The sequence below is a fragment of the Streptomyces sp. NBC_01224 genome, from assembly GCF_036002945.1.
Taxonomy (GTDB): domain Bacteria; phylum Actinomycetota; class Actinomycetes; order Streptomycetales; family Streptomycetaceae; genus Streptomyces.
The window spans coordinates 8,033,124-8,057,426 of the sequence record NZ_CP108529.1; the positions used below are offsets into that span (position 1 = coordinate 8,033,124).

A 24,303-nucleotide genomic window follows, 5' to 3' on the forward strand; every position below is an offset into this window, starting at 1 on the left:
GGAAACAGCGTGACTGTGGAGGGTGTGGAAATGGGTCAGCAGGAGAAGGTGGCGACGAGCCTCGCCGGTGCGGTCAGCGAGGAGATCAGCGCCTCCCTCACCGCGGTCGACGCCGAGCTCGCCCGCCGCTACCCGGGCGACCCGGGGACGCGCCAGCCGGTCCACACGGTCTACGTCCCCGGCGACACGTTCACCTCCGGCACCATCCGCTCCTGGGGCGACCAGGCGCTGAAGGCCCTGGACGAGCATGCCCCCGACGCGGCCTCGTTCGCCGCCGTCCTCGGCATTCCTGACGAGCTCGCCGTACCCGTCCACGACCGGGTGCGCGCCAAGCTGGAGCGCGAGCCCGTCGAAGACCTGCGCATCGACTTCGAGGACGGCTACGGCCCCCGCCCCGATGCCGAGGAGGACGAGGCCGCCGCCCGCGCCGCCCGGCTGGTCTCGGAGGCGTACGGGAACGGCACGGCGGCCCCGTACATGGGCATCCGGATGAAGTGCATGGAGGCAGCCGTACGCGACCGCGGTATCCGCACCACGGACATCTTCCTCACCGGTCTGATGCAGGCGGGCGGCCTCCCCGACGGGCTTGTCCTCACCCTCCCCAAGGTGACGTACCCCGAGCAGGTCACCGCCTTCGTCCGGCTCCTCGATGCGTTCGAGCAGGCGCACGGGCTGCCGACGGGCCGCCTCGGCTTCGAGATCCAGATCGAGACCAGCCAGTCCATCCTCGCCGCCGACGGCACCGCCGCCGTGGCTCGCATGATCGACGCCGCGCAGGGCCGCGCCACCGGTCTGCACTACGGCACTTTCGACTACAGCGCCTGCGTCGGCGTCAGCCCCGCCTACCAGGCCGGCGACCACCCGGCCGCCGACCACGCCAAGGCCGTCATGCAGGTCGCCGCCGCAGGCACCGGCGTACGGGTCTGCGACGGCTCCACCAACGTCCTCCCGGTCGGCCCCACCCACCAGGTCCACGAGGCCTGGCGGCTCCACTACGGCCTCACCCGCCGTGCCCTGGCCCGCGCCTACTACCAGGGCTGGGACATGCATCCGGGCCACCTGCCGACCCGTTACGCAGCCGTCTACACCTTCTACCGCGAGGGCCTGGAGCAGGCCGCCGCCCGCCTCGCCGCGTATGTGGCCAGGGCCGGCGGCGACGTCATGGACGAACCCGCCACCGCCAAGGCGCTCAGCGGGTACCTCCTGCGCGGCATCGACTGCGGCGCCCTGGACACCGCCGAGGTCGCCCGGCTGACCGGGCTGACGCGCGCCGACCTGGACGCATTCGCCTCGCCGCGGCGGGGCGGGCTCACGGTGACCGCGCCGTAACGGGTGCTCGCGCCGGCCGCCGTCTCCCGGTGACCGTGGCGGTGCGGCGGCTCAGGCGGGCGGCAGTTCGCCCGAGCCGCGCTGGATGAGCGTCGTGGGGAGCTCCACGCGGGCCGGAGCGTGGTCCGCGCCGTCCAGACGGCGGAAGAGGTGCTCGGCGGCGGTGCGGCCGACGGCGGCGGCGTCCTGGGAGATGACGGTGATGCCGAGCAGGTCGGCCAGTTCGATGTCGTCGAAGCCGACCAGGGCGACCTGGCGTTCCTGCTCCGCGAGGACACGTACCGCCGTCACCGTCACCCGGTTGTTGCCCGCGAACAGCGCAGTGACGGGCTCGGGGCCGGAGAGCATCTGCTCGGCGGCGGCCCGGACCCGGTCGGGGTCGGTCGAGCCGAGGGAGACCCACGAGTCCTCGACCGTTGTCCCGGCGTCCGCCATGGCCGCGTGGTAGCCGCGCAGTCGCTCGGTGGCGGTGTGGATGCGCGGCTGGTCGCCGATGAAGCCGATCCGGCGGTGGCCGTGCGCGATCAGATGCGCGACGCCCTCGCGGGCTCCGCCGAAGCTGTCGGACAGGACCATGTCGGCGTCGATACGGCCTGCCGGGCGGTCCACGAAGACGGTGGCGATGCCGGCCTTTATCTCCGGCTCCAGATAGCGGTGGTCGTCGCCGGCCGGAATCACGATGAGCCCGTCCACCCGGCGCGCACACAGGGCGAGTACGAGCTCCTGCTCGCGCTCCGGGTCCTCGGCGCTCGACCCGTTGATGAGCAGGGCACCGTGTGCCCGGGCGACCTCCTCCACCGCGCGGCTCAGAGGTCCGTAGAACGGGTCGGCGAGATCCTCCAGGACCAGGCCGATGGAAGCGGTGCGGCCCTTGCGCAGGACGCGCGCGCTGTCGTTGCGGCGGAAGCCGAGCGCCTCGATGGCCTCCTGGACCCGGCGTTCGGTGTCGGGCGTGACACCCGGCTCGCTGTTGACCACACGGGAGACCGTCTTGAGCCCCACTCCGGCGCGGGCGGCCACATCCTTCATGGTCGGCCGGTTGCCGTAACGGGTCTCGGAGTGACGGGCGGTCTCGGCCACGGTGCGCTGTCCTGTCGTCGGGTGCGGACGGTCCGGCGGGCCCGCGAGCGGTGCCGCGGAGGGGCCGGAGGCTGTGCCGTCGAGCATAGGCCCTGGACAACGTTGTCAGCTGAATGGAGACTGGGCAGACTGTTTACCGAATCCGCAGGTCCTCGCCACCTACTCACGGAGCCACACCGATGCATACCGACCTCGTCACCGCGCTGGACATCGGCGGTACCAAGATCGCCGGCGCGCTGGTGGACGGCAGTGGCGCGCTCCTTGTGCGGGCGCAGCGGCCGACGCCCGCCCGGGAGAGCGCCGAGACGGTGATGGGGGCCGTGACGGAGGTCCTGGCCGAGCTGTCAGCATCGCCGCTGTGGGAGCGGGCGACGGCCGTCGGTATCGGCAGTGCGGGCCCGGTGGACGCCTCGGCCGGTACGGTCAGCCCCGTCAATGTCCCCGGCTGGCGCGACTTCCCGCTGGTGGAACGGGTCGGTAAGGCGGTCGGCGGACTGTCCGTCGAACTGGTCGGCGACGGCGTCGCGATGACGGCGGCCGAGCACTGGCTGGGCGCGGCCCGCGGCTACGACAACGCGCTGTGCATGGTCGTGTCGACCGGTGTGGGCGGCGGACTCGTCCTTGGCGGAAAACTGCACCCCGGCCCCACGGGCAACGCCGGGCACATCGGCCACGTCAGCGTCGACCTGGACGGTGACCTGTGCCCGTGCGGTTCGCGAGGCTGCGTCGAGCGCATCGCCAGCGGACCGAACATCGCCCGCCGGGCGCTGGAGGCCGGCTGGCGGCCCGGACCGGACGGCGATGCCTCGGCCGCCGCCGTGGCCGCCGCCGCGCGCGCCGGGGACCAGGTCGCCATCGCCTCGTTCGAGCGCGCCGCTCAGGCGCTGGCCGCCGGAATCGCCGCCACCGCCACGCTCGTCGAGATCGACATCGCGGTGATCGGCGGGGGAGTGGCCGGAGCGGGTGACGTCCTCTTCGCTCCGCTGCGCCGCGCCCTGCGGCAGTACGCCACGCTCTCCTTCGTGCAGCAGCTCACGGTGGCCCCGGCGGTGATGGGCACCGACGCAGGGTTGGTGGGCGCGGCGGCGGCGGTGCGGGTGGACTCGGACGGGGTGGTGGCCGTTTAGGGCCTGCTGTCCGGCGGAGCGAGAAGCGCCGGACGGGCAGGACCGGTGTCCTGGGGCCCCGTCCGGCGATCGAAGGCGCGACATGGCCGTGACCGCGACTGCCCCGTCGGCTCTCGCGTCAGCAGGTGATCCGCAGGTCCGCCCAGTCCGCGTGGTCGGAATCGACACCGTCCCCGCCGTCGGTGACGACCAGACGTACCACCTGCGCACCGCTCACATCCGCGAAGAGCGGCTGCGCGGGCATCGCATTGGTCAGTACGCCGGTCGACGCCACCTTCGTACCGTCGGCCCAGACCTCGAAGGCGACCGTTCCCTTGGTGCCCTTCTCGTCGTCGACCCCGACCTGCGCCGTCACGGCGCTGCATGCCTTGCCGGTGTAGAACTCGACTGCGCTGTCGGCATGCACACCGAGGCCCTTGGCGAAGACCGTGCCGCCGATGGTGAGCGGATTCCCGTCACCCGCCTTGCTCTCGCCGTTGCTGGTGTCCTTCTCGACCGGGCCCCAGCCGTTGGCGGCGGAGAGCTGGGGCAGATCGCTCAGGTAGCCGGCGCCCGCAGGCGGCGCGACCACCACATGGGCCTGGAACGGGACCGTGGACCTCACCCGTGTCCCGGCCGGTGAGCGGTACTGGGCGGTGAGCGTCAGATCGTACGTACCGGTGGCTGTGCCCGCAGGCGCAGTCACCTGCCAGCGGGTGGTGAGGGCCCGACCGGTCGGCAGAGCCGGTGATCCGGTCGGCGATGCCGCCTTCACCTGCCAGCCCGAGGGGCCGGTGAGCGCCGCGGAGACCTTCGTGGCAGGGGTACGGCCGAGGTCGGTCACCGTCGTCGTCAGTGCGGCCGTGCGCCCGGCTTCGACCAACGGGCTTCCGTTCAGGCCGAGTTCCACGGCAGGCGGATGCGCGGCCCACTTGGGGTCGGCGGCGATGCGCAGCAGTACGGTCCCGTGCGCCGGGACGGTCGCCGAAACGCTGCCCGCCGTGTTGTACGTCGTGTGCTCCCACAGGTCACGCATCGTGTACGCGGTGGCCTTCGGCAGCCCCGCCGCCTCGGCCGTCGTCGAGATGTGCTGTGCGCTGCCGGTCTCGTTGAACAGGGCCACGACACGGCTGCCGTCCTGCATCTCCTTGGTGACGACCCAGCGCCCGCCGGTGAAGGAGAGCACGGTGCCCTGCTTGCCCAGCGGGTCCTGATCGACCGCGATGACCTCGTGGTTGGAGAGGATCTCGAAGGTCTCCGGGCCGGCCTTGCGCAGATCGGAGCCGATGAGCAGTGGCGCCGCCATCACGGACCACATGGAGAAGTGGGTGCGGTACTCCGTGTCCGTCATGCCGCCGTTGCCGACCTCCAGCATGTCGGGGTCGTTCCAGTGCCCCGGGCCCGCTGCGGCGGCGAGGGGCAGATTCTGCTTCATGATCGACAGCATGCTGCCCCAGCTGTCGTTGATGTCGCCGGTCGTGCGCCAGAGGTTGCCGATTTCGCCGGCCCACTCCCAGGGCTTGTTCTCGCCCCATTCACAGATGCTGTAGACGATGGGGCGGCCGGTTGCCGCCAGCGCGTCCCGCATTGTCGTATAGCGCTGTTTCGCATCGACGCCCTGGTTGTTGCAGTTGTCGTACTTGAGGTAGTCGATACCCCAGTCCGCGAACTGCTGCGCATCGCTGTACTCATGGCCGAGCGCGCCCGGAAGTCCTACGCTGTCGCAGGTCTTGGTGCCGGCGCTGGTGTAGATGCCGATTTTCAGGCCCTTGGAGTGGACGTAGTCCGCGACGGACTTGATGCCGTTCGGGAAGCGCTGCGGATCGGCCTCCAGCTTTCCGTCCGCATTGCGCTGCGGCTTTGCCCAGCAGTCGTCGAGATTGACGTACTGATAGCCCGCGTCCTTGAGGCCCTTCTCGACAAAGATGTCGGCGATGCCCTTGACCATCGCCTCGTTGAACTCGGCACGACAGTGGGTCGAGTTCCAATTGTTGAACCCCATCGGAGGGGTGAGCGCAAGGCCGTTGCCGGCCTGCGGAGCGGGCGCGGGCGCGGGTGAGTCCGCGACGGCGGGAACGGTCGCTCCCGCGGCGCAGAGCAGTCCGGCCAGCAGCGCTCCGATGACTCCGCGGTGGCTGGTTCGGGTTGTACGGGTTGGAAGATGACGCATCGTTACGTTCCTCCATACTCGTGCCGGATCGGTCACAGCATGTGCACGCCAAGGCGTGCGATTACGTTAGAGCGTGTTGAAGTCTGTTGGAAGGGGAGCGACATCGGTTGTTCGGCATCTCGTCAAAACCCTTGACGGCACCATCGCTTGGGGGTGAGATCCAATCGCACGTTCGGTTGTGTTGGGTTGCATCCCAGAGGAGTTGGGCATGACGCAGTCTGATTACGACAGGTCAGGTGTGCCGGGCAGCGTCGCAGGACATCGGATGTCCCGGCGGAGTCTGTTGCGTGGTGCGGCAGTTGGTGCGGGAGCCGTGACGCTCCCCTCCTTGCTCACCGCCTGCGGGAGCGGCCCCGGCGGTGACGGCAAGACGATCACCCTGGGCTCGAATTCGTCCGACCCCATTCCGAAGAAGGCCTTCGCCGAAGCTTTCGCGGCGTACGAGGCGCAGTCGGGCGGGCGGAAGGTGAAGGTCAACACGGTCGACCACAACACCTTTCAGGAGAACATCAACCGGTATCTGCAGGGCAAGCCGGACGATGTCTTCATGTGGTTCGCCGGCTACCGGATGCAGTTCTTCGCCGAGAAAGGCCTGCTGCACGACATCAGTGACAACTGGCAGGACTACAAGGGCTTCTCGGCCGCGCTGAAAGCCCAGTCCACCGGCGCGGACGGCAAGCAGTACCTCACGCCCTACTACTACTATCCGTGGGCCGTCTTCCACCGTAAGAGCCTGTTCGACGAGCGCGGCTATCAGGCACCGAAGACACTCGACGAGTACGTGGCGCTCGCCAAGCAGATGCAGAAGGACAAGCTGGACCCCATCGCCTTCTGCGACAAGGACGGCTGGCCCGCCATGGGCACCTTCGACTACATCAACATGCGGACCAACGGCTATGAGTTCCACAAGAGCCTGATGGCGGGTGAAGTCGCCTGGACCGACAAGCGGGTCAAGGAAGTCTTCGACACCTGGCGCCGGCTCCTCCCGTACTGCCAGCAGGGCGCCAACGGCCGTACCTGGCAGGAGGCCGCCACCAGCCTCCAGAAGAAGGAGGCCGGCATGGCCGTGTTCGGCCTGCCGCACCCGGGCGCACAGTTCCCCAAGGGTGAACAGGGCGACATCGACTTCTTCCCCTTCCCCGTCATCAATCCGGAGCACGGGCAGGACGCGGTCGAGGCACCCATCGACGGGTTCCTGCTGGCGAAGAAGTCGAAGAACCTCAAGAACAAGAAGACCCTGGAGAGCGCCAAGGACCTGCTCAAGTGGCTGGCCACCGGCAAGGCCGAGGACATCTACCTGAAGAGCGATCCGAACAACATCGCGGTCAGCGACCAGGCGGACATCTCCGCGTACTCACCGCTCCAGAAGAAGGCCGTGGAACTGGTCTCCGGGGCGAAGCAGATCTCACAGTTCCTGGACCGCGACACCCGGCCGGACTTCTCCTCCACGGTCATGATCCCGGCGATCCAGAAGTTCATCAGCAACCCGAACGACGTGGACGGCCTGGTCAACGACATCGAACGGCAGAAGAAGACCATCTTCGCCGCCGACTGACCCCGGACGACCCCGATGGAATCCGACTGAACCTGGAGTACCGACCGTGTCGTTCATCTCGGCGCGGCGCACCGGACGACGGGTCTCGCGGCGGTTCACCGGCCGCGACCTCGCCGTACTCGGTGTGCTGCTCGGCATACCCGTCCTGCTCGACATCGCCATCGTGTGGGGACCGACCCTCGCCTCCGTCGTGCTCTCCTTCACGAGCTGGGACGGCATCGGTGACATCAAGTGGGTCGGTACGCAGAACTACGAGAATCTCTTCACCAACTACCCGCAGTTCTGGCCCGCCGCTCGGCACAATCTGCTCTGGCTCGCCTTCCTGGGCCTGGTCGCCGCACCGTTCGGGCTGCTGCTCGCCGTACTCATCGACAGGGGCGTGCGTTTCAGCCGCTTCTACCAGTCGACGCTGTACATGCCCGTCGTGCTGTCGCTCGCCGTGGTCGGTTTCATAGCCCAGCTGATTTTCTCCCGTGACCAGGGAGCCCTCAACGCGGTCATCGGGGACACGAAGTCGCCGACCGACTGGCTCGGCGATCCGAACCTCAACATCTGGATGGTCCTGCTGGCCGCGGCCTGGCGGCACACCGGCTACGTGATGATCCTCTACCTCGCTGGGCTCAAGGCCGTCGACCCCTCGCTGAAGGAGGCCGCGGCAATCGACGGTGCGGGCGAGGCCCAGACCTTCTTCCGCATCGTCTTCCCCACGCTGCGGCCGGTCAATGTCATCGTCGGCGTCATCACCGTCATCGAGTCCCTGCGCGCCTTCGACATCGTGTACGCCGTCAACCACGGCCGCAACGGACTCGAACTCCTCTCGGTGCTCGTCACCGACAACATCATCGGTGAGGCCAGCCGCATCGGATTCGGCTCCGCCATCGCTGTCGTCCTGCTGGCCGTCTCCCTGGGATTCGTCGTGACGTACCTGGTCCAGGAGCTCCGAGGGGAGAAGAACCGTTGACCGTCCACATCGCCCCCGCCCGCCCCACCGCACCACCTGCGTCACCGGCACCCGCCGTCCGGCGCCGGATCCGCCCCGGCAGGATCGGCGTCCACGCCTTCCTGATGGCGGTCTCCCTCGCCTTCCTCGCCCCGCTGCTGCTCGCGGTGTACGCCTCGCTGCGGCCGTACGACGAGACCTCGGCACACGGCTACTTCTCGCTGCCGCGCCACCTCTCCCTGGACTACTACCGCCAGGCGTTCTCCGACTCCGGCATGACGAAGTACTTCGTCAACACCATGATCATCGCGGTCCCGGGGGTATTCGTCACCCTCTTCCTCGCCTCCTTCGTGGCCTTCGCGCTGGCCCGGCTGAAGATGCGCGGCGGGCTCGTCCTGCTCATGCTCTTCACCGCCGGGAACCTGTTGCCGCAGCAGGTGATCGTCACGCCCCTGTACGTCGTCTTCAACCGCATCCCACTGCCCTACTGGATGTCCGACTCGATGACGATGTTCGACTCGTACTGGGCCGTCATCACCGTGCAGATCGGCTTCCAGCTGGGCTTCTGCGTCTTTGTCCTGGCCAACTTCATGCGCACCCTGCCCCAGGAGATCCTGGAGGCCGCGATCGTCGACGGCGCGGGCGTCTGGACCCGGTACTGGCGGATCACCCTGCCCCTGTGCCGTCCGGCCCTGGCCGCGCTCGGCACGCTCCAGTTCACCTGGATGTACAACGATTTTCTGTGGGCACTGGTCTTCATCTCCGACGGCGACAAGCTCCCCATCACCTCGGCGCTGAACAATCTCAGGGGCCAGTTCTTCACGGACTACAACCTGCTCGCCGCAGGCTCGGTGATCGTCGCTCTGCCGACGCTCGTGGTCTTCCTGCTGCTCCAGCGCCACTTCATCGCGGGCCTCACCCTGGGCTCCAGCAAGGGGTAGCAACCGACCTGCAAAAACAGCCTTGCGAGCCAACTTTGACGAGATCCTTTTGATGCTCTGACGGGGCGGCAGGCTCGGCCTGTTCCGAGGCGGTCGGCACGTCCGGCTGGTTGCTTACCCCGCCACCACTGGGCGGCCGGGGAGAAAGGATCTCGGGTACGTCGGCGGGGCCGAACCGTGCTGCCTCGGTGGCGGGTTCGGCACGCGACGCGGTGTCGACGGCCTTGGGACTGGTGAGGCCCCTGCAGCAGCTCGACGCCGCCGCCTCAAAGAGGTGGCGGCGGCTACCACGGGCGGACGAGGACGAGGCCGACCTTGCCGGGCCGTACCGCGAGCTCCACGGCGTTGGCCAGCTCGCCGAGGCCGTATGTAGCGGCCACCTCGAACTGGTCCTTGAGCCCCAGCGCGATCTGCTTCGCGGTCGCGACGTCGGATGCCCGCCTCTCGGCGGATGCCTCGGACAACCACCGGCCGATGTTCTTGCCCCGCAGCGTCAGCGACTTGTCCAGCAGCGCCGACGCATGCACCGAGATCGGCTCCTCGGCGATCTGCCCGTAACTGACCAGCTTCCCGCCCGGCGTCAACAGGGCCAGAAGGCTGTCCGCCAGCTTCCCGCCGATCGGGTCGAAGGCCACACTTACCGGACGGCCACCGGCTGCCTTGCGGACCTCGTCGGCCCAACCCGGATGCTCTGTCGACACGACCGGCACGTCCGGGAACCGCTTGCGCAGCTCGGCGGCACCGCGGTCGCTGCGGACGACGTTGACGAGCGCCAGGTTGTGGAACTGCGACACGCCCGTCACCAGCCGCCCGACCGACGAGCCCGCGGCGGTCTGCACCAGGCAACCGTCGTAACCGAAGGCCAGGTGCTCCTCCGCCTCACGGCGCAGCATCACCGTGGTGAGCGGATTCGCCAGCATCTGCGCGGCGACCTCGTCCGACAGCTCGTCCGGTACGGCGGCGACCACCTCGGCGTCCGCCACGATCCACTGGGACCACGCCCCCGGTTGGGGGAAGACCGTTACGCGGCCGCCGACCTTGACATCCGGCGCCACGCGCGTTCCCGGGCCGATGGCCTCCACCACGCCGGTGGCCTCCAGGCCGGTCGGAACCGGCTGTGCAGCCTTCCCTGGGTAGGCCTCGATGGCCTGGAGATCACCAGGGTGCACCGTGAAGGCCGTGGTGCGGATGAGGACCTGGCCGCGCTCGGGCGCTGTGGGCTCCGGCTCCTCGATGATGGTCAGGACGTCGGCGGGCAACCCGCCACGGGTGTAGACGACACGACGGTTCATGGTTCTCCTCCTGCGCGTTGGTGTGTGCGGAGCTTGGCCGGGGCGTCAGCCGGGGACCTGCAGCAGCAGGTGCTTGCCGCTGGCGCACCGTCCAGCTGCATCAGCTGCCCGCCCTCACGCAGACCGCCATGGTCCAGGGCGGCGAATCCGAATTGGTCCAGCAGGCCGGCCACGGCTGCCTTCGTGCCGCGTCGTCGCCCGCATAGAAGGTCACTTGCCATCCTTCGGCATGCCGGGGTCCGCGGCGATGAACCACCCTTCACCCGCGGCGTCATCGGCATCACAGGGGTTCGCGTCTCGTCCCGGCGGGCCGGCGCCGGGGATCGGCGATCAGCCGGGGCGGGATGGCCGTTGGCGCACGGCTGGTAGCCGACGGGGAGCGGCGGCGAGAGACGGGGGGCCGGACGTGGAACAGGGTGGGAGGCGCCACGGTCCGAACGGTAGGGGTTGCGGGGATCGAGCCTCGGGATCTTGGGGTTCTCCGCGCGTCTGTCCGCGACCTCGGGTGATCGTTGGGACGCTGAGTGATCCCATAAATGACCGGTTGCGAGAGTTCTGCTGGAGATCCGAAGCCGCGGTCGTCGTGGGCGAGCCCGACGATCTGCCCGTTGATGGTGACCCTGGGCCGCCAGTGCGGGACAGGCCGCGGACGACTATCGGGGCGCTCATGCCCCCAGGGTGCGCCCGCTCGGCAGCTGGTGCCCGCGGGACGTGTCTCAGTGGCCCCGGTCCGTCGACTGCTGCGGTACGACCACCAGGAACGCGTCCTGCTCCAGATCCATCACCACCTCGGCCGCCATGCCCTCGCAGCGGCGGGCGGCCGCGAATTCCTCCGCGGGCCAGCTGCCTCGCGGTCCTCCTGCGGGAAACCGCTCAAGTACTGTGCGACGCACGGTGTACCCCCTGGTCGTCGGTCCGGCCTGTCCGCTCCAACGACCCTCCGCCGCCCCCGTTACGGCTGCGCGGACGGCCGGAATCGCACCGTGGTACGCCGTCCACGGGCATCCGATGATTCCTTTCGGGTAACAGCATCGCCACAGCCGGGTTTTCGCGGCAGGGTGTTGCGGGCAAGCCACAGGGGGCTACGGAAGAGGGGGAACCGTGATCGTCTGGATCAACGGTGCGTTCAGCGCGGGCAAGACGAGCGCCGCGCGCGAGCTGGTCGATCTGATCCCGAACAGCACGTTCTACGACCCTGAGCTGATCGGCGCAGGGCTGCGGTATCTGCTGCCCCAGAAGAGACTTGCCGAGGTGACGGACTTCCAGGACCTGCCGATCTGGCGGCGTCTGGTGGTGGACACAGCCGCGGCCCTGCTCGCCGAGGTGTCCGGGGTGCTGGTGGTGCCGATGACACTGCTGCGACAGGAGTACCGCGACGAGATCTTCGGAGGGCTCGCCTCCCGGCGCATACCGGTGCGTCATGTCCTGCTCTCACCTGAGGAAACGATCCTGCGCAAACGGATCGCCGACCGGGTGGAGTTCGCCGACGACCCGGAGCACAGCGAGCGGATCCGGCAGTGGGCCTACGAGCACATCGAGCCCTACCGGACGGCGCTCGGCTGGCTCACCCGGGACGCCCACACCATCGACACCAGCGCGCTCACTCCGCACGAGACGGCCGAGCGGATCGCCGAGGCGGTCCGCACGGGGGCGGCCACCGCATGCGAGATCGTGCAGACGCCCGAGCCGACTGCCGAGACCGTCGCGGCCGGCGTGCTGCTCTTCGACGAACACGACCGGGTGCTGCTCGTCGACCCGACGTACAAGCCCGGCTGGGAGTTCCCGGGCGGAGTGGTCGAGGCCGGCGAGGCACCCGCACAGGCCGGGATCCGTGAAGTGGCCGAGGAGATAGGCATCCATCTCGAACGGGTGCCGAAACTGCTCCTCATCGACTGGGAGGCGCCCGAACCACCCGGCTACGGAGGGCTGCGGATGCTCTTCGACGGCGGCCTGCTGCCCGGTGCGGACGCCGAACGGCTGCTGCTGCCCGACTCTGAACTGCGCGGCTGGCGGTTCGTCACCGAGGAGGAGGCGGCCACCATGCTTCCTCCGACCCGGTACGAGCGGCTGCGCTGGGCACTGCGCGCCCGGGAGCGGTCAACCGTGCTCAACCTGGAGGCCGGAGTCCCGGTCGGCTGAGGCACGCAGCACCGCGGCGGCGTCGACGGTGAGGGGATCGCCGTGCCCGAAGCAGACCGTGGCCGGTTCCAGCGCGGCCAGCCGTCGGAACGAGGCCACGGCCTGCGCCCGGTCGATGTTGAAGACGCCCAGCATCACCTGACCGACCCCGGCCACGCAGTCGCCGGTGAACAGCACTCCGTGGTGCGGCAGATGGATACCGATGGAGCCGGGGGTGTGGCCCGGCGCGTGGACCACACGGGCCCCTGATCCGAAGCGGATCTCGTCGCCGTCGGCCAGCTCGTGGTCGACACGGGTCGGCGGGGCCGGGGGCACGGTCAGCGCATGCTCGTACAACGGGCGTTCCCAGTCCAGCAGGGCGGGGTCGGCAATCTCCTCCTCGCCACGGATCACCGGGGCGTCCAGCCGATGGGCCAGGATCTCGGCGCCGTGCCGGTCGGCGAGCAGCTGGGCGGAACCATAGTGGTCGCGATGCCCATGAGTGACGACGATCCGGCTGATGCCGCCGGGGTCCAGGCCGAGGCCGCGCACCGCGGCCTCGATCGCGGGTGCCGCATCGATGTCGCCCGCGTCGATCAGAGTCAGGTCCGCGCCGTCGCGCCACAGATAAGCCTGGCCTATGGGGAAGCGGAACATGTGCAGCTGGGGAAGTACCTCGACGAGATCCATACGGCGAACGTATGCGGATGTATCCGCCCGCCGCCCGGATCTACGCTCTGGGCGAGCTTCGCTCAGCGCGTAGATTGCGCCGGCGGGCCCCCGGACCGCGCGTCGGCGGACAGCCACGCCCGGCGGTTCTTCGGGCGGGCCTCGACGGCGATCGCGCACGGCGTCGCGAGGTTCACACCGAGCCGCCACTTGTTCTCCGGCCAGCGGCCGGCGAGTTCCGTGAGCGTCGTCCGGCAGAACACCCAGTCCGGATGCCAGGGCGGCAACATGCCGGACGTCAGCGGGGGACGCACGTCCGGCCGGTCACGGGGCCGTACTGCGAGGGGAGCGGGGCGGTGAAACCGGGGGTGTCGGCGTGCAGTCGGGCGACCATCACATGGAGCCGACAGTGGGAGAGCGCGTCGAGCACCGCGTACGTGCTTCCGCTCGCCCCGGACTCCTGCAGCAATCGTTCGGCCTCCGTCGGCGGCGCCCAGTCGATCCCTGTCCCCGTTGTCACGGGCCGATCCTATGAAACCGGGCCCGGACCGACCCATGACGGGTGGTCCGGGCCGACCCGAGGAGCACGTCCGGACCCGGTCCGCCGCGGACGGAGCGGCGGACCGGCCGAGCCCTGCGAACCAGAGATCCGCAGGAACGCGGCGGGATCGGTGACGCAGAGTCAGTCCCGCTTGGACTCTGCGTAGTTCCGCAGGAACAGGGCCTCGGCGAGCGAAAGCCGCTCCAGCTCCTCGGGTGACACGCTCTCGTTCACCGCGTGGATCTGTGCCTCCGGCTCGCTCAGGCCGATCAGGAGGATCTCGGCCTGCGGGTAGAGGGCGGCGAGAGTGTTGCAGAGCGGGATCGAGCCGCCCATCCCGGACGTCTGCATCTTCTCGCCGGGGTACGCGGCCTCCATCGCCTGCGCCATGGACGTGTACGCCGGGCTGGAGGTGTCCGCGCGGAACGGCTGGCCCTGGCCGACCTGTTCAACCGACACCCTGGCCCCCCACGGGGCGTGCGCCTTGAGGTGAGCGGTCAGCAACTCGGTCGCCTTCGCGGCGTCCTGGCCCGGCGGCACCCGCAGGCTGACCTGCGCCCGCGCGCTCGCCTGCAGCGACGGTGTCGCGCCGACCACCGGCGGGCAGTCGATACCGATGACGGTGACGGCGGGCCGCGCCCAGATCCGGTCGGCGACCGTACCCGTGCCGATCAGTCCGACGCCGTCGAGGACCTTCGCGTCCTTGCGGAACTCGGCCTCCGCGTACTGCAGTCCGTCCCATTCGGCGTCCGTGGCGAGCCCGTCGACGGTCGTGGTGCCGTCCTCGTCGCGCAGCGACGACAGCAGCTGGATCATCGCTGCCAGCGCATCCGGGGCGGCGCCGCCGAACTGTCCGGAATGCAGGTTTCCTTCGAGGGTGTCGAGCGTGACCCGCAGCATCGTCATACCGCGCAGCGTCGCGGTCACCGTCGGCAGACCGACCCGGAAGTTGCCGGTGTCGCCGATGACGATCGTGTCGGCGGTCAGCAGTTCGGGGTGCGCCTCGGCGTACCGCTCCAGGCCGCCTGTGCCCTGCTCCTCGGAACCCTCGGCGATCACCTTGACGGAGACCGGGACGCCGCCGTTCGCCTTGAGGGCGCGCAGGGCGAGGAGATGCATGATGAAGCCACCCTTGCAGTCGGCCGCGCCGCGGCCGAACCAGCGGCCGTCGCGCTCCGTCAGCTCGAACGGCGGGGAGAGCCAGGCGGACTCGTCGAGCGGCGGCTGCACGTCGTAGTGCGCGTAGAGCAGTACGGTCGGGGCGTCGGCCGGGCCGGGCAGGAAGCCGTACACCGACTGGGTGCCGTCGGGGGTGTCGAGCAGGGCGACGTCCTGGAAGTCCTCGGCGCGCAGCGCGTCGGCGACCCAGTTGGCAGCCGCCTCGCACTCGCTCTTCGGGAACTGCGCGGGATCCGCCACCGACTGGAAGGCTACGAGCTCGGTCAGCTCCGCCTTGGCACGAGGCATCAGCGAGGCAATGGTCTCGGAGATCGGACGGGCGGTCATGGGCACGCTCCTCGTGGGTGCGACGTTATGTATACGAATCCGGGCACATGTACACCGCGTGTGCGGCGTTGCATGTAGGACGAACGCACGGTCGATCCTCCCACAGCGGGGGCCGGGCCGGGCGCGCCGTAGGATGCCGTGAGCAGCATGGGCCACTGGTGGGATCGGGAGCAGAAGCACATCGTGAGCAGCGAGAACGCAGACGCCGTACATGAGCACGAAGAGTCGACCGTGTGGGACGTCGTCGTAGTCGGTGGCGGACCGGCCGGAGCCTCCGCGGCATACGCGGCGGCGGTTGCCGGCCGACGGGTACTGCTCCTCGAGAAGGCGGAACTGCCCCGCTACAAGACGTGTGGCGGCGGGATCATCGGGTTTTCGCGTGATTCGCTGCCGCCCGGATTCGAACTGCCGCTACGGGACCGGATTCACGCGGTCACGTTCTCGCTCAATGGCAGGCTGGCGCGGACCCGCCGCTCCAAGCGGATGCTCTTCGGGCTCATCAACCGCCCCGAGTTCGACGCGGGGCTGGTTGAGGAGGCGCAGAAGGCGGGCGCCGAGCTCCGTACCGGAGCGACCGTGACGAGGGTCGAGCAGCACGGCGCCGCGGTGCCGGACCGGCGCACGGTCGCCGTGGTGCTGTCCGGCGGCGAGACGGTCCTTGCCCGCGCGGTCGTCGGTGCGGATGGCAGCGCTGGGCGGATAGGAGCCCATGTCGGGGTGAAACTCGACCAGGTGGATCTCGGTCTGGAGGCCGAGATCCCGGTTCCGCAGACGGTCGCGGAGGACTGGGCGGGGCGGGTGCTGATCGACTGGGGCCCCATGCCCGGCAGTTACGGCTGGGTGTTTCCCAAGGGCGACACCCTCACTGTCGGCGTGATCTCGGCGCGGGGTGACGGGGCGGGGACCAAGCGGTATCTGGAGGACTTCATCGCCCGGCTCGGTCTCGCCGGCTTCGAGCCGAAGATCTCCTCCGGGCACCTGACGCGCTGTCGCAGCGACGACTCGCCGCTGTCGCGTGGACGGGTGCTGGTGTGTGGCGATGCGGCGGGGCTGCTGGAGCCGTGGACCCGCGAAGGCATCTCCTTCGCGCTGCGGTCGGGGAGGCTCGCCGGTGAGTGGGCGGTTCGGATCGCGGAGTCGCACGATGCCGTGGACGCCCGACGCCAGGCGCTCAACTACGCCTTCGCCATCAAGGCCGGCCTGGGTGTCGAGATGGGTGTCGGACGGCGCATGCTGAAGCTGTTCGAGCGCCGGCCGGGGGTGTTGCACGCGGTGCTGACGGGATTCCGCCCGGCCTGGAACGCGTTCGCCGGGATCACCCGGGGAACGACTTCGCTGGCCGAGCTGGTCCGTACGCATCCGCTCGCGCAGCGGGCCCTGTCGGCGATGGACCGTTGACACCTGACACCTGACACCTGACACCTGACACCGAGGACGGGCCGGGCCGCACGGTCAGCCCTCCACGGTGATCCGGAAGACGGGGTGGTCGGGGCAGGCGGCCAGGAGTTCTGCGTCCGTGGACTTTGCGGTGATGCCCTGGAAGTACTGGTTGACCTCCCAGCCCCACCGCTCCAGGTAGGCGCGGACGATCAGCACCTTCTGCTCGTCGTCCGCGATCTCCACGGCCGTGAAGGTGCGGATCTTCCGGCCCACCCGCAGCTCGCCCCCACCGGCGACCCGCATGTTGCGCACCCACTGGGAGTGGCCCCGCGCGGAGACCAGATACTGCGTGCCCTCGTAAGTGTGGGAGTTCACCGGGATGCGCTGCATCTGCCCGCTCTTGCGGCCGCGCACCGACATCTCGACCGAGCCGAGAAGGCTGATGCCGTGCCGGGCGAGCCAGCCGATGATGCTGTTCATCCGGACGTTGAACGCGTTGCCCCGAAGGTAGTACGGCTGAGACATCGTGACTCCCCCACTGTTTTGAGAGCAGTGCTCTCGCTTGAGATCAGTGTGCATGGAGGTGGTGCTCAATGGCAAGAGCAGTGCTCTCGTTGTTGGTCGGTGCTCTTCGGTCGTGGCAGACTGAAGACCATGAGCGCTATCCGAGGAGCCAGGGAACGGGCCCGTATCGAGGTCACCGCCGCCATCAAGAACGAGGCGAGGAAACAGCTCGCGGCCGAAGGCGCTGCAAAGCTCTCGCTGCGCGCCGTGGCACGGGAACTCGGAATGGCGTCCTCCGCGCTCTACCGCTACTTCCCCAGCCGGGACGAACTGCTCACGGCCCTGATCGTCGATGCGTACGACTCCGTGGGCGAGAGTGCCGAGGCCGCACACCGGGCCGCCCGTGCCGCCGCCGCCCCCCACGTCACCCGCTGGACCGCCGTCGCGCACGCCGTACGCGACTGGGCCCTCGCCCACCCCCATGAATACGCTCTGATCTACGGCTCGCCCGTGCCCGGTTACAGCGCACCGCAGACGACGATCGGTCCCGCCTCCCGTGTCGGCCTCGTCCTGATTGCCGTCGTCGGCGAGGCCTACCGCACGGACGGTCTCGCCCTGCCGCCGCTCGTCGGGGAGCTGCGCGCCGAGGCCGAGCGGATGGTCGCCGAGTTCGCCCCCGACCTTCCTCCGGAGGTCGCCGCCCCGCTGATCGCTGCCTGGTCGCAGCTGTTCGGGCTGATCTCCTTCGAGATCTTCGGCCAGTTCAACCGGGTGGTGGAGGCCCGGGAGATCTTCTTCCGGGAAGCCGTCACCGAACTGGCCCGTACGCTCGGCCTGCTCGGCCCCCGAAGCAGCCGGAGAGGATGAGGCCCGTCCCCGCCGACCCCGTCCGACGTACTCCACAGGGAGTACGGGTGATCACCACGCCCGGCTGACGCTTCCGCCGCGGCTCGCGGTCTAGCGTGGCCGACATGGAAGAGCAACGCTCACACTGGGCTCACGGCGGGCCGCCGCGCTGGCTGACGGGGGCGCCGGGGCAGTACGCGTCCCGGCTGCCCTGGCCGTCGACGATCCTGCTCGGTGCCGTCGTCATGGTCGGTTCGACGATCGCGGCCCGGGGCCAGATGGACGAGCGGGCGCCGCTGGACATCTTTGCGCGGCTGCTGCTCTTCCTGGCCGTCTCCGTGCTTCTGCTGCGCCACCGCCACCCCGTGGTGGCCGTCTTCGGCAGTTCGGCTGCGGCGATGATCTACCTGGCGGCCGGCTATCCGTACGGACCGGTCTTCCTTGCCGTTGCCGTGGGCTGCTTCAGCGCCGTTGTCTCCGGGCACCGGCGGGCCGCTTGGACGGCAGTCGGGATGGTGTGGCTGGGGCACGTCCTGGTGGCTCACTGGCTCTACCGGTGGCTGCCGCCCTCCGGCGACCACCCCGCCGCCTGGGGGCAGGAACTGGGCGTTGCCGCTTGGGTGGTGGCCATCATCGCCGCCGCCGAGTTCGTACGCGTGCGCCGTGAGCAGTGGGCAGATCAGCGCGCGGAGCGGGAGGCCGCGGAGCAGCGCCGGGCCGACGAGGAGCGGCTGCGGATGGCGCGCGAGCTCCATGACGTCCTGGCCCACAGCATCTCCGTCATCAACGTCCAGTCGAGTGTCGGTCTCGCGTTGCTGGACTCCGACCCCGAGCAGGCCCGTACCGCCCTCACCACCATCAAGGCCGCCAGCAAGGAGGCGCTGGGCGAGGTCCGCCAGGTCCTCGACACCCTGCGTACCCCTGGAGACGCCCCCAGGGCCCCGGCTCCCGGACTCGACAGGCTTCCCGAGCTCGTCGAACAGGCGGCGGGCGCCGGGCTGACCGTCACCGTCGAGACCGATGGCGTACGCGGCGCCGTCCCGCCCGGCACGGATCTCGCCGCCTTCCGGATCGTGCAGGAGGCGCTGACGAACGTGGTCCGGCACTCCGGATCGCGCACCGCGGAGGTCCGTATCGGCTACGAGCCCGGCCACATCCGGCTCCGTATCGATGACGAAGGACCGGCCACCGGCAATGACGCAGGCGGCAGCGGCAACGGGCTGGCAGGAATGCGGGAGCGGGCCGCCGCACTGGGTGGCACGATCGAGGCCGGGCCCCGGGCCAACGGCGGCTTCCGGGTGCGGGCCGAGCTTCCGCTGCCGTCCGATTCGCCCGGCGCGGCAGCGCACAAGGAGGAGACAACGTGATCCGCGTACTGCTCGCCGACGACCAGCTGCTGGTCCGGGCCGGTTTCCGGGCCCTGCTGGACGCTCAGCCCGACATCGAGGTGGCGGGGGAGGCCGCCGACGGTGAGGAGGCCGTACGCATGGTGCGCGAACTGCGGCCGGACACCGTGCTGATGGACATCCGGATGCCGCATCTCGATGGCCTGGCCGCGACCCGTGCCATCACCGGGGACCCTGAGCTGAGTGACGTCAAGGTGGTCATGCTCACCACCTTCGAGCTCGACGAGTATGTCTTCGAGGCGATCCGCTCCGGTGCCTCCGGCTTTCTCGTCAAGGACACCGAACCGGAGGAACTGCTGCGGGCGGTACGTGCTGTGGTGGGCGGCGACGCACTGCTCTCACCGGGGGTCACCCGCCGGCTGATCGCCGAGTTCGCGGCCCGGTCCAAGGAGCCCGCGGCGGCAACGGGGCTGAGCGAACTCACCGAACGGGAAAGGGAGGTGATGGCACTCGTCGGCATAGGGCTCTCCAATGAGGAGATCGCCCGCCGGCTGGTCGTCAGCCCGCTCACCGCCAAGACCCACGTCAGCCGCACCATGGTGAAGCTCGGTGCCCGCGACCGGGCTCAACTCGTTGTGCTCGCCTATGAGTCGGGGCTCGTACGCCCCGGCTGGCTCGGTTGACCCGGCCACGACGGAGGGTGCGCAGCCGCCCGCACAGGTGCGGCGGCCGACGGGCGAGAACTCCCCGTCGGCCACCGCACATTCCCCCTCGCCGGGTGGTCAGTCCCGCACGGACACCTTCTGCGCGGCGGATGCCTCGGCTGCGGCGGCCCGGTCCATTTCGGACGAGGCGACCAGCACGGTGTGCTGCACGGGCCGGCTGCGCCGCAGCCCGGTCAGGTAGCCGCCGCGGGTGTCCTCGCGCTCGCTGCGCGGGATCAGCTTCAGACCCGCGACCAGGGCGATCAGTGCGATGGGGGCGGGCAGCAGCCCCGTCTGGTCGCTCGCCCGGAGAAGGACGACCTCGTGTGCCGCGGGATGTGCAGCGAGGACCGGCGAGGCGTCCGGGTCGAGCTGACGGCGAAGGGCCGAGCGCGTCACGCCGAGGTGAAGCCGTTGCAGAGGTCGGTGCTGGCTCGCATGCTGAACGAACCGAGGCACTGAGCGCCCCGTCGGGCGCTGCGCCCCTGCCTGCTGTCAGGACCAGGTGACTCCGGAGTTCTCGCACCAGAGCCGGGCCGGCTCCGGGTCGCCTTTCAGGGTGATCGCCGTGAGCGGCAGCCGGTTCCAGAGCGTCAGATAGAGCTGCCCGGCCGTCGCGCTCAACTCGCAGTCCGCAGGGATCTCTTCGGGTACCGTTTCATCCCGTACGGCCTGCGGCGGTTCCGGCGAGAGCCGGACGGTCCAGGTGGCGTCCGTATCCGTGGCCCGTACCCGCAGGGAACGCGGCGTTTCCGTACGCACTTTGCTCTTCGGGCGGGCGTGGAACCCGCGCAGCAGCTCGTCGATTCCGTCCACCGCGTGATCGGCCGCCAACGGTGACAGCCGTCCACCGCGTGCCGACTCCGCGTCCACCCGGTGAATCGTGGTCTCGTGCGCCTGCCGCCGGGCCCAGAAGGCCAGTGGCGACGGCGCGGGCAGGAAGGTCCAGCACTCCAGTCCGGCCGGCGCGGTCGCCAGCGCGTCGACCAGGAGGCTGTGGCCCTCGCGGAACCAGTCGAGCAGCTCGGGTCCGTCCAGATCCGGCTCCCCGCCGTCCGGGTGGTACGACGTGTGGCCTTCGACGACGAACGCGGTCGCCCAGCGGTGCACCATCCCGGTGTGCCGGAGAAGATCGCGTACCTGCCAGCCCGGGCAGGTCGGCACCGGTGCCCCGGTTCCCGTCTCCTGTGCCGCGGTCGCCAGCAGCTGCCCCTCGACGGTCAGGGACTTGATGTGGTCCGTGATCTCCATGGCCTCGATTGTGCCAGCGGTTCAGGCTCCCTGGGGGTGGGCGGTGCGAGTCCGGCTGCCACCGCGCACCAGCCGTACGAACCAGCCGAGGGCGAGCGACTGCAGCAGTACGGACACGACCAGGGCGAGGTAGACGAACCAGGCGGGTCCGGCCGCCTCCGCCCCCCACAGTGCGCTGCCGATGAAAAAGACGAACACGGTGGGCGCCGCGAGGAGGAACAGCCAGACCCCGGCGAACGAGGCGTCCTCGTGGGCGACGAACAGGGTGTCCATGGTGACGAACACCGCGGCCGCCAGGACGAGGCCGAGGTAGATCAGCGAGGCGGCGTTGCCGAAGGTCAGGCGCGCGAGCGCGCGGACGTGCTGCCTGTCGATGACCGGCTTGTTCATGGCCCGCTCCCCATGGATGGATGACGCTTCCATCGTGTCTCCGGGGAGCTGTTCCTGCCTGAGTACGGCTGCTTAATCGCTCATGTGTGCGCCGCGTTGCGTGCTCCGTACCCCAGTGCCGCGGCCGCGGTGGCCAGCAGTGCCACCGTGGTGAGGGCTGCCGGGAGTGAGAACCAGTCGGTCAGGAAGCCGATCGCGGGCGGTCCGAGCAGCATCCCGCCGTAGCCGAGCGTCGACGCGGCGGCCACTCCACCGGGCCCGGCCAGCTCACCGGCCCGGCCGACCGCGACGGGGAAGATATTGGCCAGACCGAGACCGGTGACGGCGAAACCGAGGAGCGCCAGCCAGGTGGTCGGGGCGAGCGAGCCGAGCAGCATCCCGGCGGCGGCCGTCGCACCGCCCGCGACCAGGGTCCTGGTCTGGCCCAGCCGTTCGAGCAGTGCCGTGCCGCTGAGTCGGCCGGCCGTCATGGCCAGTGCGAACAGGGAGTATCCGGCGGCGGCGATGCCCGGGTGGGCGTGCAGGTCCTGTTCCAGATGGAGGGCGCCCCAGTCGGCCAGCGCGCCTTCGCCGTACGCGGTGCAGAGCGCGATCACGCCGAACAGGAGCACCATGCGGCGGGACCGCCCGTCCGGGCGCTGCGGCTTCTCGGCGTCGTCGGCCGTTGATGCGGGCTTCGGCGCCGGTTGGCGCAGCAGTACCGGTCCCGCCGCCGCGGTGACCAGGAGCCCGATCCCGGTGAGGACGAATAGATGTGTGGCGGGGGAGAGGCCGCCCGCGACCAGTCCGCCGAGCCCGGCACCGACCATTCCGCCGAGGCTGAACGCGCCGTGGAAGCCGGGCATCACGGGACGCCGCAGGGCGGCGACCAGGTCGACCGCCGCGCTGTTCATCGCCACGTTCATCCCGCCGTACGCGGCGCCGAAGACCAGGAGCACCAGGCCGAGTGCGAGCGCCGAATGCGTCTGCGCGGGCAGGGCGATGCTGAGGGGTAGCAGAACGCCGCAGACCACGGTCACCGGATGGCTGCCGAAGCGCCGGCACAGCCGGCCGGTAAGCATCATGGTCACCACGGCCCCGGCGGATACGCCGAGCAGAGCGAGGCCCAGGGTGGAGGCCGAGGCGCCGGTCTGGTGCTTGATGGCCGGGATGCGGACCACCCAGCCGGCGAAGAGGAAGCCGTCGAGGGCGAAGAACACGGTCAGCGCGGTACGGAGGCGGGCCAACGAAGGTGGGGCGGTGTTGCCGCCCGGTCCCCCCGGTAGAGCCGTCCGTATTTTGTTTAGTTGCGGCACAAACTCAGCATAGGGGCGTCCGGGTAACGGGCGCAAGATGACAGCCCGCCGCGGACGCAAGGGGCACAAGTGCGCCACCGGGGCGTCGGCAGCACCCCCGGATCGTGGGAGACTCGCCCCCATGAACGGCAAGGTGACCACCACTCGGACAAAGTTGGAGAGGGGCCGCAGCGCGCTCGGACCCGCGCTGGAACTGGTCCACACCGGACGCGCGCCCACCCGTGCCGTCCTCACCTCCGAGCTCGGGGTCACCCGGGCGACGGCCGGTGCGGTCGCCGCGGAACTGGAGGCACTCGGCCTGATCCGGGTCGACTCCCGGCCGGGCTCCGCCGCCGGGTCGCAGGGCCGCCCCTCGCACCGGCTGGCCATCCGGGAGTCCGGGCCCGTCGCCATCGCCGCGCAGGTGCACGCCGACGGGTTCCGGGCCGCGCTCGTCGGGCTCGGTGGACGGCTCGTCGCCACCGCGCCCGGCTGTGTCACCGTCACGGCGGACCCGGCGCAGGTCATCGGTGAAGTGGTCGACGACTGTGCCCGGTTGCTGCGGGACAGCGGACTGCGCTGTGTCGGTGCGGGCCTAGCGGTGCCGTCCGCGGTCGCCGAACCGGAGGGCACCGCGCTCAATCCGCTGCACATCGCCTGGCCGGCGGGCGCCCCGGTGCGAGAGATCTTCGCCGCCTGTGTACGGGAAGCGGGCATCCCCGGACCCGCGTTCACCGGGAACGACGTCAACCTTGCCGCGCTCGCCGAACACCGGCACGGTGCCGGGCGCGGTGCCCAGCATCTGCTCTGTGTGGCCACCGGTCACCGAGGCGTGGGCGGTGCCCTGGTCCTCGACGGCCGTCTGCACACCGGGAGTTCGGGACTCGCGCTGGAGGTCGGCCATCTCACGGTGAACCCCGAGGGCCGCCCGTGCCACTGCGGCGGCCGCGGCTGCCTGGACGTCGAGACCGACCCGCTGGCCTTCCTCATCGCCGCCCGTCGCGAACCCGGTCCGGAGGAGTCGCTGCTCAAGCAGGCCGGCGATCTGCTGCGTACGGAGTACGAGGACGCGGCGGTACGGGGCGCGGCCGAGGAGCTGATCGACCGGCTCGGCCTCGGGCTCGCCGGGCTGGTCAACATCCTCAACCCTGATCGCATCATCCTCGGCGGACTGCACCGTGCACTTCTCGACGCGGATCCGGAGCGGCTGCGTGCGGTGGTGGCCGACCGCAGCCTGTGGGGGCGCAGCGGCAGTGTGCCCATCCTGCCGTGCACGCTCGACCACAACAGCCTGGTGGGGGCGGCGGAACTGGCCTGGCAGCCGGTGCTGGACGATCCGCTGGCCGCGCTTGCGTGACGGG

Annotated in this window: 24 protein-coding genes; 11 read left to right on the top strand and 13 right to left on the bottom strand. The window is 70.0% G+C overall.

Annotation, left to right across the window (positions count from 1 at the left end; genetic code table 11):
• Nucleotides 1-30: 30 nt before the first annotated feature.
• Nucleotides 31-1,329: a DUF6986 family protein gene (locus OG609_RS36470; RefSeq protein ID WP_327276732.1), complete on the top strand. Its 1,299-nt coding sequence runs from the start codon at nt 31-33 to the stop codon at nt 1,327-1,329.
• A 51-nt stretch (nt 1,330-1,380) separates the two neighbouring features.
• On the opposite strand, the gene OG609_RS36475 is transcribed toward OG609_RS36470, so the two are convergent.
• Entirely contained in the window at nt 1,381-2,409 is a 1,029-nt protein-coding gene (locus OG609_RS36475; RefSeq protein WP_327278304.1) for a LacI family DNA-binding transcriptional regulator, read from the bottom strand.
• Nucleotides 2,410-2,588: 179 nt separating this feature from the next.
• Between OG609_RS36475 and OG609_RS36480 the strand changes: the two genes are divergently transcribed.
• Nucleotides 2,589-3,536, top strand: coding sequence for an ROK family protein (locus OG609_RS36480; RefSeq protein WP_327276733.1), 948 nt, complete (start codon nt 2,589-2,591; stop codon nt 3,534-3,536).
• A gap of 118 nt (nt 3,537-3,654) precedes the next feature.
• Here OG609_RS36480 and OG609_RS36485 read toward each other — a convergent pair whose 3' ends face one another.
• Nucleotides 3,655-5,685: an NPCBM/NEW2 domain-containing protein gene (locus tag OG609_RS36485; RefSeq protein WP_327276734.1), complete on the bottom strand. Its 2,031-nt coding sequence runs from the start codon at nt 5,683-5,685 to the stop codon at nt 3,655-3,657.
• A 265-nt stretch (nt 5,686-5,950) separates the two neighbouring features.
• Between OG609_RS36485 and OG609_RS36490 the strand changes: the two genes are divergently transcribed.
• The 3 genes from OG609_RS36490 to OG609_RS36500 are packed head-to-tail and all read left to right on the top strand — an operon-like array spanning nt 5,951 to nt 9,121.
• A complete protein-coding gene (locus OG609_RS36490; RefSeq protein ID WP_327278305.1) occupies nt 5,951-7,240 on the top strand; it encodes an ABC transporter substrate-binding protein in 1,290 nt (429 codons plus the stop codon).
• A 46-nt stretch (nt 7,241-7,286) separates the two neighbouring features.
• On the top strand, nt 7,287-8,201 hold the full coding sequence (locus tag OG609_RS36495; protein ID WP_114243146.1) for a carbohydrate ABC transporter permease: 915 nt from the start codon (nt 7,287-7,289) through the stop codon (nt 8,199-8,201).
• Nucleotides 8,198-9,121 carry a carbohydrate ABC transporter permease gene (locus tag OG609_RS36500; protein ID WP_385655782.1) on the top strand — a complete coding sequence of 308 codons (924 nt, stop codon included), beginning with the start codon at nt 8,198-8,200 and terminating at the stop codon, nt 9,119-9,121. Before OG609_RS36495 ends, OG609_RS36500 begins: the two co-directional genes overlap by 4 nt.
• Before the next feature lie 284 nt (nt 9,122-9,405).
• Here OG609_RS36500 and OG609_RS36505 read toward each other — a convergent pair whose 3' ends face one another.
• Both OG609_RS36505 and OG609_RS36510 read right to left on the bottom strand, forming a co-directional pair.
• Nucleotides 9,406-10,413, bottom strand: a complete 1,008-nt coding sequence (locus tag OG609_RS36505; RefSeq protein WP_327276735.1) for a zinc-binding dehydrogenase — start codon at nt 10,411-10,413, stop codon at nt 9,406-9,408.
• Nucleotides 10,414-11,129: 716 nt separating this feature from the next.
• Nucleotides 11,130-11,306: a hypothetical protein gene (locus OG609_RS36510; protein ID WP_327276736.1), complete on the bottom strand. Its 177-nt coding sequence runs from the start codon at nt 11,304-11,306 to the stop codon at nt 11,130-11,132.
• Nucleotides 11,307-11,514: 208 nt separating this feature from the next.
• On the opposite strand from OG609_RS36510, the gene OG609_RS36515 reads away from it, so the two are divergent.
• The gene (locus OG609_RS36515; protein WP_327276737.1) at nt 11,515-12,552 is read left to right on the top strand and encodes an NUDIX hydrolase; all 1,038 of its coding nucleotides are present in this window, start codon (nt 11,515-11,517) and stop codon (nt 12,550-12,552) included.
• On the opposite strand, the gene OG609_RS36520 is transcribed toward OG609_RS36515, so the two are convergent.
• The 4 genes from OG609_RS36520 to OG609_RS36535 all read right to left on the bottom strand — a co-directional run bounded on the left by OG609_RS36520 (nt 12,511) and on the right by OG609_RS36535 (nt 15,247).
• Nucleotides 12,511-13,221 (bottom strand): MBL fold metallo-hydrolase, encoded by a 711-nt coding sequence (locus OG609_RS36520; protein ID WP_327276738.1) that lies wholly within the window; start codon nt 13,219-13,221, stop codon nt 12,511-12,513. The two genes, OG609_RS36515 and OG609_RS36520, sit on opposite strands and share 42 nt — an antisense overlap.
• A 62-nt stretch (nt 13,222-13,283) precedes the next feature.
• The gene (locus tag OG609_RS36525) at nt 13,284-13,514 is read right to left on the bottom strand and encodes a hypothetical protein (RefSeq protein ID WP_327276739.1); all 231 of its coding nucleotides are present in this window, start codon (nt 13,512-13,514) and stop codon (nt 13,284-13,286) included.
• Nucleotides 13,499-13,720 (bottom strand): hypothetical protein, encoded by a 222-nt coding sequence (locus OG609_RS36530; RefSeq protein WP_327276740.1) that lies wholly within the window; start codon nt 13,718-13,720, stop codon nt 13,499-13,501. The genes OG609_RS36525 and OG609_RS36530 overlap by 16 nt, the downstream gene beginning before the upstream one ends.
• A 162-nt stretch (nt 13,721-13,882) precedes the next feature.
• Complete coding sequence (locus OG609_RS36535) at nt 13,883-15,247, bottom strand: dipeptidase (protein ID WP_327276741.1); 1,365 nt, start codon at nt 15,245-15,247, stop codon at nt 13,883-13,885.
• Nucleotides 15,248-15,430: 183 nt separating this feature from the next.
• Here OG609_RS36535 and OG609_RS36540 point away from each other — a divergent pair, with 183 nt between their 5' ends.
• Nucleotides 15,431-16,645 carry a geranylgeranyl reductase family protein gene (locus OG609_RS36540; protein WP_327276742.1) on the top strand — a complete coding sequence of 405 codons (1,215 nt, stop codon included), beginning with the start codon at nt 15,431-15,433 and terminating at the stop codon, nt 16,643-16,645.
• A gap of 54 nt (nt 16,646-16,699) precedes the next feature.
• Here the strand turns inward: OG609_RS36540 and OG609_RS36545 are convergent, their stop codons facing one another.
• Nucleotides 16,700-17,152 (bottom strand): nitroreductase/quinone reductase family protein, encoded by a 453-nt coding sequence (locus OG609_RS36545; RefSeq protein WP_327276743.1) that lies wholly within the window; start codon nt 17,150-17,152, stop codon nt 16,700-16,702.
• A gap of 129 nt (nt 17,153-17,281) precedes the next feature.
• Between OG609_RS36545 and OG609_RS36550 the strand changes: the two genes are divergently transcribed.
• From OG609_RS36550 to OG609_RS36560, 3 genes are all read left to right on the top strand, one after another.
• Nucleotides 17,282-17,998, top strand: a complete 717-nt coding sequence (locus OG609_RS36550) for a TetR/AcrR family transcriptional regulator (protein ID WP_327276744.1) — start codon at nt 17,282-17,284, stop codon at nt 17,996-17,998.
• A gap of 104 nt (nt 17,999-18,102) precedes the next feature.
• Nucleotides 18,103-19,344 (top strand): sensor histidine kinase, encoded by a 1,242-nt coding sequence (locus OG609_RS36555; protein WP_327276745.1) that lies wholly within the window; start codon nt 18,103-18,105, stop codon nt 19,342-19,344.
• Nucleotides 19,341-20,006 (top strand): response regulator transcription factor, encoded by a 666-nt coding sequence (locus OG609_RS36560; RefSeq protein ID WP_327276746.1) that lies wholly within the window; start codon nt 19,341-19,343, stop codon nt 20,004-20,006. Before OG609_RS36555 ends, OG609_RS36560 begins: the two co-directional genes overlap by 4 nt.
• A gap of 99 nt (nt 20,007-20,105) precedes the next feature.
• Here the strand turns inward: OG609_RS36560 and OG609_RS46370 are convergent, their stop codons facing one another.
• The 4 genes from OG609_RS46370 to OG609_RS36580 form a co-directional block, all read right to left on the bottom strand.
• Nucleotides 20,106-20,426 carry a hypothetical protein gene (locus OG609_RS46370; RefSeq protein WP_442818104.1) on the bottom strand — a complete coding sequence of 107 codons (321 nt, stop codon included), beginning with the start codon at nt 20,424-20,426 and terminating at the stop codon, nt 20,106-20,108.
• Nucleotides 20,427-20,522: 96 nt separating this feature from the next.
• Nucleotides 20,523-21,278, bottom strand: coding sequence for a maleylpyruvate isomerase family mycothiol-dependent enzyme (locus OG609_RS36570; protein WP_327276747.1), 756 nt, complete (start codon nt 21,276-21,278; stop codon nt 20,523-20,525).
• A 21-nt stretch (nt 21,279-21,299) separates the two neighbouring features.
• A complete protein-coding gene (locus tag OG609_RS36575; protein WP_327276748.1) occupies nt 21,300-21,668 on the bottom strand; it encodes an SCO4225 family membrane protein in 369 nt (122 codons plus the stop codon).
• Nucleotides 21,669-21,748: 80 nt separating this feature from the next.
• Complete coding sequence (locus tag OG609_RS36580; RefSeq protein WP_327276749.1) at nt 21,749-22,963, bottom strand: MFS transporter; 1,215 nt, start codon at nt 22,961-22,963, stop codon at nt 21,749-21,751.
• 121 nt (nt 22,964-23,084) lie between these two features.
• Here OG609_RS36580 and OG609_RS36585 point away from each other — a divergent pair, with 121 nt between their 5' ends.
• On the top strand, nt 23,085-24,299 hold the full coding sequence (locus OG609_RS36585) for an ROK family protein (RefSeq protein WP_114243126.1): 1,215 nt from the start codon (nt 23,085-23,087) through the stop codon (nt 24,297-24,299).
• The last annotated feature ends 4 nt before the right edge of the window (nt 24,300-24,303 follow it).